Source organism: Pseudoflavonifractor sp. An176, from assembly GCF_002160435.1.
GTDB classification, from domain to species: Bacteria; Bacillota; Clostridia; order Oscillospirales; family Oscillospiraceae; genus Enterenecus; species Enterenecus faecium.
In genome coordinates this window covers 1-9,451 of the sequence record NZ_NFKO01000048.1, presented here as the reverse complement: position 1 = coordinate 9,451, position 9,451 = coordinate 1, and the positions used below count along the sequence as shown (strand labels likewise).

9 protein-coding genes are annotated in these 9,451 nt (G+C 61.1%); 6 read left to right on the top strand and 3 right to left on the bottom strand.

The window, feature by feature from the left end:
* The 3 genes from B5F12_RS11905 to B5F12_RS11195 form a co-directional block, all read right to left on the bottom strand.
* The coding region (locus B5F12_RS11905; protein WP_162607926.1) for a cadherin-like beta sandwich domain-containing protein at positions 1-475 on the bottom strand (475 nt) is incomplete at its 3' end.
* Between the two features lie 330 nt (positions 476-805).
* On the bottom strand, positions 806-2,821 hold the full coding sequence (locus tag B5F12_RS11200) for a cadherin-like beta sandwich domain-containing protein (RefSeq protein ID WP_158096807.1): 2,016 nt from the start codon (positions 2,819-2,821) through the stop codon (positions 806-808).
* Between the two features lie 212 nt (positions 2,822-3,033).
* A complete protein-coding gene (locus B5F12_RS11195; protein WP_087234425.1) occupies positions 3,034-3,459 on the bottom strand; it encodes a DUF3842 family protein in 426 nt (141 codons plus the stop codon).
* A gap of 157 nt (positions 3,460-3,616) precedes the next feature.
* Between B5F12_RS11195 and B5F12_RS11190 the strand changes: the two genes are divergently transcribed.
* Genes B5F12_RS11190 through B5F12_RS11165 form a run of 6 tightly spaced genes read left to right on the top strand, consistent with a single transcriptional unit; the run spans position 3,617 to position 8,853 of the window.
* On the top strand, positions 3,617-4,441 hold the full coding sequence (locus B5F12_RS11190) for a purine-nucleoside phosphorylase (protein WP_087234423.1): 825 nt from the start codon (positions 3,617-3,619) through the stop codon (positions 4,439-4,441).
* A 10-nt stretch (positions 4,442-4,451) separates the two neighbouring features.
* Positions 4,452-5,753 (top strand): amidohydrolase, encoded by a 1,302-nt coding sequence (locus B5F12_RS11185; protein WP_087234421.1) that lies wholly within the window; start codon positions 4,452-4,454, stop codon positions 5,751-5,753.
* A 30-nt stretch (positions 5,754-5,783) separates the two neighbouring features.
* Positions 5,784-7,439 (top strand): polysaccharide biosynthesis protein, encoded by a 1,656-nt coding sequence (locus B5F12_RS11180; RefSeq protein WP_087234419.1) that lies wholly within the window; start codon positions 5,784-5,786, stop codon positions 7,437-7,439.
* A gap of 54 nt (positions 7,440-7,493) precedes the next feature.
* A complete protein-coding gene (gene mazG, locus B5F12_RS11175; RefSeq protein ID WP_087234417.1) occupies positions 7,494-8,285 on the top strand; it encodes a nucleoside triphosphate pyrophosphohydrolase in 792 nt (263 codons plus the stop codon).
* Between the two features lie 30 nt (positions 8,286-8,315).
* Positions 8,316-8,591, top strand: coding sequence for an HU family DNA-binding protein (locus B5F12_RS11170; RefSeq protein ID WP_087234414.1), 276 nt, complete (start codon positions 8,316-8,318; stop codon positions 8,589-8,591).
* 22 nt (positions 8,592-8,613) lie between these two features.
* Positions 8,614-8,853, top strand: coding sequence for an RNA-binding S4 domain-containing protein (locus tag B5F12_RS11165; RefSeq protein WP_087234412.1), 240 nt, complete (start codon positions 8,614-8,616; stop codon positions 8,851-8,853).
* The last annotated feature ends 598 nt before the right edge of the window (positions 8,854-9,451 follow it).

Sequence of the window (9,451 nt, the reverse complement as noted above, 5' to 3'; positions counted from 1 at the left end):
GACTGGGGGTGTCGTCGGGGGCCGGGGCATTCCCGCCGGTGTTGCCTCCCGTGCTCCCCGCGGCCCGGTTGACGGTGATGGTGTAGGTCTTTTTACTGCCGTTCTCCGCCGTGACCTGGACGGTGACGGTGTTGTTGCCCACACTCAGTCCGGTGTTGCCCCACACCGCCACCTTGGCCTTTCCATCGGCGGCCTTGGCGGACACCGCCACGCTGGTGGTGGAGTTGGACACCGAGGCGCTGTAGCTGGTGGTGCCAGCGGAGAAGCCGGGGGACAGGGTGCCGGGGCTGATGGACAGGGAACTGAGGTTGTTGTTGGACGAGGCGGTGGGCTTGGCGTTGATGGTGACCACCGAGTTGCCCATGTTCACATTCATACTCTGGGGATCAGTTGTTCCATCGGAAATATCATATCCTGTACAGTCAATAGAAGTTTTCCCCGTCTTTAACGCCTTAAACGTCATGGAAAAACTCATATTTCCGCTTCCTGCATTTTCCTTGTCTAGAGTGATGGTATTTCCATTGTGCTTTCCATACGTTCCAAGGTCACCATTGACGTATTGCAAATAACTGGGGTCAAACACCAAGTGAATCGTTGCTGCGCCAACTTGGCCAGATACCCTCACATTCACAGTGACATTGTTTCCCACTATGACGGAAGGGTCAGAGAAACTGACCGTGCAAGGCAAAGCATGTGCCTCGTCTGCCCGTCCCACGGGAGTAGCTACCGTCAGAATTAGCAACAGTGCCACAACAAAAGCCATCAAATTAGTTCTGTTAAGTTGTTTCATGAACTTGCTCCCTATTTACTGTTTGATGAGGGCAGTGCCCAAAATATGATTGCGAATCTTGATTCTATCCGTATTGGAAACTTGACCATCGGAATTGATATCTCCGGCTGCAAAGTACACCCCGGAGAGCTTACTGGTGCCCAACACATGGTTACGAATTTTCACACGGTCAGAGTTGGTAATTACCCCGTCCCCGTTCACATCTCCGTAAATGAGCACCGTCCACTTGGCGTACTGGGTGCCGTCGTTGCGGTAGATGGTCACGGTATCCCCGGTGCCCACCACGGCGGTGTTCTGCTTGTTGGACCCGCTGGCGGTCTTGACCTGGGCGTAACCGCCCACAATGTTCAGGTTCTTGACAAAGTCAGAGACCTTGGTGCCCACGGCAATACCGGAGACGTTGGTGCCGCTGACCGTGTACTTGGGCTTGACGGAGAAGGTGGGCGAGCCGCCGGAATCGGAGCTGCCCTCCCGGGCAATGGTAAGGGTAAAGGTGCGCTGGCTGCCGTTTTGGGCGGTGACCGTCACCTTCACGGTGTTGGACCCCACCTTCAGCTGCACCGTCCCGGCGCCGCTGACCTTGGCGGTGGACGCCTTGGGGGTGGCGGTGATGGAGACGGAGGAGACGGAGTTGGGCACCACCACACTGTAAGAGGTGGTGTCGTTGTCAAAGCCCGGGGTGAGGGCGTAGTTGCCCACCTTCAAGGTGCTCAGGCGGTTATCCGGCGAGCCGTCCCCAGTGGGCTGGGCACAGGGGCTGCTGGGCATATTGTCATACACAGGGATGGAGAACACCAGGGGGGACTGGCGCAGCTCCTCGCTGTACCCCCCGGCCAGACTCAGACCCTCGGAGGCCGCGCCCCACACACTGGTCATATACCGATGGGTAAAGGGGTTGTCCCCCTGGGCGTTGAACCGCTTTAAGTACATGGTGTCCTGTCCGGCGGTGACGTAGCCGTTGGCGTAGAACTGGGCTCCGCCGCTGATGGCCCGCACCCGGCTGTTCCAGGGCCGCCCATAGCTGGTGCCCGTGCCGTTGATGCCGCCCTTGGCGTAAATGAGGCCGTTTTTCACCGCAGTGTTGCCGCCTCCGGCCACCGCGCCGATGTTGTAAAAGTTAAAATATCCCTCAAAGCCGGGGGCCTTGCCGGAAATGCTGTCGCTGAGCCCCTTGGTGCCCTGCTCCTGGATGATCATGGCGGCCAGCACATAGGGGTTGACCCCCACCTTCTTGCCCGCATCATAGATCACCTGGGGGTAATAAATTCGCTTGCCGTCGGTGTCGGTGACGGTGGCATCCAGGAAGGTGCCGTCCACCAGCCGCTCCACCCCCGCCACGCTCTGCACCTGGGCGTTGTAGCTCTGGAGGAGGAACTGGAAGATGCTGTTCTGGGTCAGGAAGTTCCGGGGGTCCATGTAGTAGGCCACGATCTCCCGGGAGGCAGCCACCCAGCCGCCGGAGTCAAACACCGTCCACACCCCGGTGTCCCAGTTGTAGGCCTTGGGGTCGGTGGACTTCCAGCTGGACTTGGAGGAGGACTGCACCAGACTGTTGCCGATTTTGGACTCCTGGTCCACGGCGTAGTTCCAGTCAAAGCCGTTGTGGTCGGCCTTGAACACCCACTCGGGGTACATGGCGTGGAGCACCTTCAACCCGCTCCAGTAGGACTCGGGGAAGCCCTGCTGTTTGAGGTAGGCCTCAAACTCCTTGTCATCCACACCGCCGTCAATGAGCTTGATATAGGTACTGATGACGTATCCGGTGCCGCCGTTGTAGTCAATGGCGTACCAGGTGGCGCCGTCTGAGGCCTTTTTCTCCCCGGTGATGGTGACGGTGGTGCCGTCGTAAATGAGGCCCAGCCGGGTGTACGAGGTTCCCGCTCCCGCACGCACGCTCAGGCCCACCTCGGTGCCGGTGACCACGCCGTAGCGCACGCCTCCGGCATACACCGCCACAAAGGCGGACAGAACCACCATGCAGGCAAAAAACACCGCCGCCAGCCCTGCCAGCGTCCGTGTTTTCTTCTCCATTCTTCTTCCACTTTGTAACATTCGTCTCTCCTTATTCTCTTCCACACCGGGCCGCTTTTTGACAAAGACCGCCCAACTCTTCCATATAATGCCATATTTCAGGGTGCAATGCACCTGTTACTAAACACTCGACAAATATTTTATAAGATGAGGCCTCCCTTGTCAACCAAGGGAGGCCTCATCCGTCCAAAATCGTCAGATTGTGGTATGGGTTACTCTTGCAGCTCGGCGGCAATCAGGTCCACACAGTCGTCCAGATAGCGGCGCAGGGGCTGCTCGCCCCCCATGGCGATGCGGATGCCGCAGCGGTTGGCGGGGATGAGCACCTTGATGGCGGAGCTGTCCCCCACCGCCTGGGCCATGCGGGGGGAGATCTCCCCCATCAGGCCATTGGCCATGAGGATGGCCACGGACCCCACCACGAAGTCCGCCTTCCCCACATTAAAAATCACCGCACTCTCCCCGGTGGCACCGTCCTCGGCTCCCCCCTTGAGCATGGCCTCGGTGGCGGCGGAGTTGGTGCCCACCGCCCGCACGTGTACCTGGGGCAGCCGCTCCCTGAGCCGGGCCACCAGGGCCTTGCCCATGCCGCCGCCGTGGCCGTCCACCACCACCACCAAGGATCTTGTGTCCCGCATGTTGTCTCCTCCTCATTGGATCTGTTTTTATATATGATAGCACATTTCCCCTCCCCTGCCAATGCGGACGGGGTCAGGATTGATTTTCCTGGTTGAATGGTGTAAACTATTTTGTAATGCACTTATATTTCCGAAGATTTTGTCAGGAGGGAAACCTATGTCCCATCCGTATTCCCATTATCAGGAAAGCGCCGCCTATCTGAGGGCTCAGCTGGGGGAATTTGTCCCCAAAGTGGCCCTGATTCTAGGCTCCGGCCTGGGGGATCTGGCCCAGGAGGTGGAGGACGCTGTGGCGGTGCCCTACGCCTCCATTCCCCACTTTCCCCGCTCCACTGCCCCCGGACATGTGGGGCAGCTGGTCTTTGGCACCTTGGCAGGCAAGCCCGTGGCGGTGATGCAGGGCCGGGTGCACCACTACGAGGGGTACTCCTATGAGGATGTGGCCTACGGGGTGCGGGTGCTGCGGCTGTTGGGGTGTGACACCCTGCTGGTGACCAACGCCGCCGGGTGCGTCCGCCCCGACTGGAACGCCGGGGACATCATGCTCCTCACCGACCAGATCAAGCTGGGCGGGGAGTCCCCGCTGCGGGGGGAGAACCTCCCGGAATTTGGGGTGCGCTTCCCCGATGCCTCCCATCTGTACACCCCCCGGCTCCAAGAGGTGGCCCGCCAGGTGGCACAGGGGCTGGGTACTCCTCTGCGGGAAGGGGTATACTATTACAGCTTCGGGCCCCAGTATGAGACCCCCGCCGAGATTCGGGCCATCCGGGCCCTGGGCGGGGATGCGGTGGGCATGTCCACCGCCCCCGAGGTCATCGTGGCCGCCCACTGTGGCATGGAGGTGCTGGGCTTCTCGCTGCTGTCCAACCTAGCCGCCGGGATGCTGCCCAAGCCCCTGAGCGAAGAGGAAGTGCTGGAGGCGGGCAAAGCCGCCCGGCACCGATTTGTGCCCCTGGTCCTGGGCTGTCTGGCCCAGTTATAAGGAGGAACCTATGTCCGTACTATTTACCAACGTCACCGCCGTCCTCATGGACGAGGCGGGGACCATTCTCAAAAACGGCTATGTCCAGGTGGAGGGCACCTCCATCACCTATGTGGGCACGGACCGCCCCCAGGGCGACTTTGACCGGGTGGTGGACTGCTCGGGCAAGGTGATGATGCCCGGCCTGGTGAACGCCCACACCCACCTGCCCATGACCCTCATGCGGGGATACGGCGGGGGCTGCGACTTGCAGACCTGGCTGCACGACTACATCTTCCCCGCCGAGGGCAAGCTGGACCCCCGGGCAGTGTCCGCCGGGGCGGGGCTGGGCCTGGCGGAGATGATCGCCTCCGGCGTCACCTGCGTGGCGGATATGTACATGTTCACCTCCACCATCGCCCAGGAGATTTTGAAGTCCGGCATCAGCGCCAACCTGTCCTGTGGCGGAGTGTATTTTGGCGACCCGGCCGACTTTGCCCCCGATACCTGCGGGGACTGCGTGGCCCAGCGGGCCCTCACGGAGGAGTTCCACGGGGCGGGAGACGGGCAAATTCTTATAGACGCCTCCATCCACGGAGAGTACACCTCCTCCGCCCCCCTGTGGCAGTGGATGGCTCAGTTCGCCCACGACCATCACCAGCGCATGCACGTGCATGTGTCGGAGACGAAAAGTGAGCATCAGGCCAGCCTGGACCGCCACGGCCTCACCCCCATCCAGACGCTGAACCAGTACGGGGTGTGGGACAACGGCGGCATTGCCGCCCACTGTGTGTACACCACCCCGGAGGACTGGGCCATTATGGCGGAAAAAGGGGTGGCCTGCGTCCACAACCCCTATTCCAACCTGAAATTGGGTTCGGGCATTGCCCCCATCCCTGATATGCTCCAGGCCGGGGTGAATGTGGCTCTGGGCACCGACGGCATGTCCTCCCACAACAGTGCCGACCTGTTTGCCGATCTAAAGCTGGCGGCGCTGCTGCCCAGCGGGGTGCGCTGCACCCCCGGGGTGGTCACACCCCGGCAGGCTCTGGAGATGGCCACGGTGGCGGGAGCCCGAGCGCTGGGCCGTCCTACCGGCCAGATTGCCGTGGGCAAGGTTGCAGACCTCATCCTGCTGGATTTCACCGCCCCCAACCTCACCCCCTGCCATGACGTGGTGGAAAACCTGGTGTTTGCCGCCCACGGCTCCAATGTGGTGATGAATATGGCCCGGGGCAACATCATATATGAAAACGGTACCTTCCACACCCTGGATGTGGAGCGGATTCAGGCCGAGGTCCGGGACTATGCCCTCCCCCTCCTCTTCCACTGACCCTGGACTTTTTGGTGAAAGGTTGAGATTATGTCAAATCCCACTTCCAAAAACAAAAATAATACCTTCTTTGGCGGCGCCGCCATTCTGGCCGCCGGTATTGTCATTGTCAAGCTCATTGGAGCTCTGTACAAGATTCCCCTGGGCAACATCCTGGGGGAGGCGGGGTTCTCCGACTTCAACACCGCCTACTACATCTACTCCCTGCTCATCACCGTCTCCACCGGCGGTCTGCCGGTGGCCCTGTCCAAGATGATCTCGGAGGCCCACGCTCTGGGCCGTCATAACCAGGTGCAAAAGACCTTCCGGGTGGCCTTTCTCACCTTCCTGGCCCTGGGCACCATCAGCTTCTGCCTGATGTTCTTCTTCCCCAAGCAGCTGGCCGAGCTGATGAACAACGGGCAGAGCTGGTACTCCATCCGGGCCCTGGCCCCCGCCATCTTCTTCCTGTGCCCCCTGTCCGCCATGCGGGGCTACTTCCAGGGCCACTCCATCATGACTCCCACCGCAGTCTCCCAGATCATTGAGGCCCTGAGCAAGCTGGTCATCGGCCTGACTCTGGCCTATTTCCTGCTCAAATCCTCCAACAATGAGTCTGTGGCCGCCGCTGGCGCCATCTTCGGCGTGTCCGTGGGCTGCGCCCTGGGCATGCTGTACACCGCCTTCTGCTTCCGCTCCCACCATGGGAGCACCCCGGTGGGGCAGGACAAACCGGAGTCCTCCAAGAAGATTTTCCGCACCCTGCTCCAGCTGGCCATTCCCATCACCCTGGGCTCCTCGGTGATCGGCCTGGTGAACCTCATTGACACCAGTATGATCTATGGGCGGCTCCAGGACGGGGCCGGTTTTACCGAGCTGGAGGCCCGCTCCCTCAAGGGCGTCTTTGACCAGGCGGCCACCCTGTACAACCTGCCCTCCTCCTTCATGGTGCCTCTCACCGCCTCCATCATCCCCGCGGTGTCGGCGGCTCAGGCGGTGAAGAACCGGAAGCTGGGAGCCCAGATCAGCGAGACCGCCCTGCGCACCACCGCCCTGCTGGCCATTCCCGCCGGCGTGGGTCTGTTCGTGCTCAGTGAGCCCATCATGCGGCTGCTCTACCCCACCACCGACGTGGAACTGGGCGGCTGGATGCTGTCCGTGCTGGGCATCGCCGTCATCTTTGTCTGCTTCATGCTGGTGTGCAACGCCATCATGCAGGCCCACCGCCTGGTGACCATTCCCATGGTCACCACCATCATTGGGTGCCTGTTCAAGCTGCCCATCAACTACATTCTGGTGGGCAACAAGGACATCAACATCCACGGCGCTCCGGTGAGCACCCTGGTGTGCTTTGCCATCATCGCCGTGCTGGACCTCATCATCATCAAGCGCACCCTGCCCCGCTCTCTGAGCCTGACTCGGGCCTTCGGCAAGCCTCTGGTGTCTGCGGTCATCATGGGTCTGGCGGTGTGGTCCTGCTACGGCCTGTCCTCTTCCGTCCTGGGCGGCATGTCCGCCTTCCAGAACGCCGCCGGGACCCTGAGCAACTCGGGCAACGCCATTTGCACCCTCTTCTCCGTGGGTGTGGGCGGCCTGGTGTATCTGGCTCTGGTGGTGCTGCTCCGGGCCATCTCTCCCCAGGACTTGAAGTTTATGCCCAAGGGCGACAAGATCGGTCGCCTGCTGCGCATCACCCCCGCCGAATAACTCTTCGGCAAAAAGGTTCCAATTTCAAATAATCCTTGCATTGTAGGTGATAGTATGGTAGATTTTTCTCTCAAGGACAAGTACAACGTCCAAGATCTCGTTGACATTGTAAAGGTGCTGCGGGCTCCCGGCGGCTGCCAGTGGGACGCCCAGCAGACCCATGAGTCCATCCGCCGCAACTTCCTGGAAGAGGCCTACGAGGTGGCCGAGGCCATCGACCAGCAGTCCACCGAACACCTCCAGGAGGAGCTGGGTGACGTGCTGCTCCAGGTGGTGTTCCACACCTCCATCGAGGAGGAGGAGGGCCGCTTCAACCTGGACGACGTGGCCAACGGCGTGTGCCAGAAGCTCATCTTCCGCCACCCCCACGTGTTTGGGGATGTGACCGTCTCCTCCACCGGAGAGATTCTGGCCAACTGGGAGGAGCTGAAGAAGAAGGAGAAGGGCCAGGCCACCCAGGCCGACGCTGTGGACGCCGTGGCCCGCTCCCTGCCCGCACTGTGGCGGGCGGAGAAGGTGCAGAAGAAGGCCGCCAAGGTGGGCTTCGACTGGGACAGCGTGGACGGCGCGGTGGACAAGCTCTCCGAGGAGCTGGGCGAGGTGAAGGAGGCCATCGCCGGCCACGGAGACCCCGCCGAGGAGCTGGGGGACCTGCTCTTTGCCGCTGTCAATGTGGCCCGCTTTTTGAAGGTGGACCCGGAGGACGCCCTCCAGGCCGCCTGTGACAAGTTTGCCGCCCGGTTCCGCCGGGTGGAGGAGGCGGTCACCGCCCAGGGCAAGCAGATGGAGGACATGAGCCTCACCGAGCTGGACGACATCTGGAACGCCATCAAGCACCAGCCTTGAATTGTAGACCATTAGGAGGAACAAACGACCATGAACAAAGCTGATCTCATCAACGCCGCCGCTGAAAAGGCCGGGCTGTCCAAGAAGGACACCGAGGCCGCCCTCAACGCCGCCCTGGAGGCCATTACCCAGGCCCTGGCCCAGGAGGAGAAGGTGCAGCTGGTGGGGTTTGGCTCCTTTGAGGTGAAGAGCCGTGCCGCCCGCATTGGCCGCAACCCCCACACCAAGGAGCAGATCAACATCCCCGCATCCAAGACCCCTGTGTTCAAGCCCGGCAAGGCGCTGAAGGACAGCATCGGAGCATAAGGAGAAACATAGGAGGATTTCTATGAGACTTGACAAGTGGTTGAAGGTGTCCCGGCTCATCAAGCGGCGCACCGTGGCCAATGAGGCCTGTGACAACGGCCGCATCACCGTGGGGGGCCGGGTGGTAAAGGCCTCCTACGAGGTGAAGGTGGGGGACATCCTGGAGATGAAATTTGGCGAGAAGGCCATCCGGGTGGAAGTGCTGTCCACCGCCGACATTGTGGGCAAGGCGGATGCCAGCGCCATGTATCAGCAGCTATAAAAGGCAAAAAACGTGGGAGTACCCTGGGTGCTCCCACGTTTTTGCATTTCTTATATGTCCCGCCTTGATGAACTAACTCTTTCTTTTTTGTCTTGTACAGGCTTGCCAGCCTGGTGGGGACGCTTCCCGCTGGGGGTTTCTTTTGAGCGGGCAAAAGAAACCAAAACCCGCTTAGGGCGTTCCCCCCTAAGGACCTCCCTGGGGGTACGAGATTGGAACTGCGTCAAGCTGGTGTTCGGCCCGTGACCCTTGCTGTGGCCCCTGTCACTGCCACTACACCAGGCCACCTTTGGCAGCTGGCCCTATGGCTGGGCAGTTTCCAGGTCCGGGCCTACCCTGGCCAAGCGGCGTTCCCGCCGCCGGGAGTCAGGCTTCCGGTAGCTGGGAACAGCGGTGCACCAGGGTGAGGCCCTGGCAGTAGAAGTAGTATTTGTCAGAGAAGTCGGTGCTTTCTGTGGAATTTCCACGCCATCTATGTGACCCCACCGGGCCAAGGGCCGAAACAAGGAGGACGCAGGGGCTCCCAGTACCGCGGGGTGGATTCCACAAGGCGGGGGAAGGCCCCGCCTTTGGCGATTCTTTCCCCGATTTCTCATCG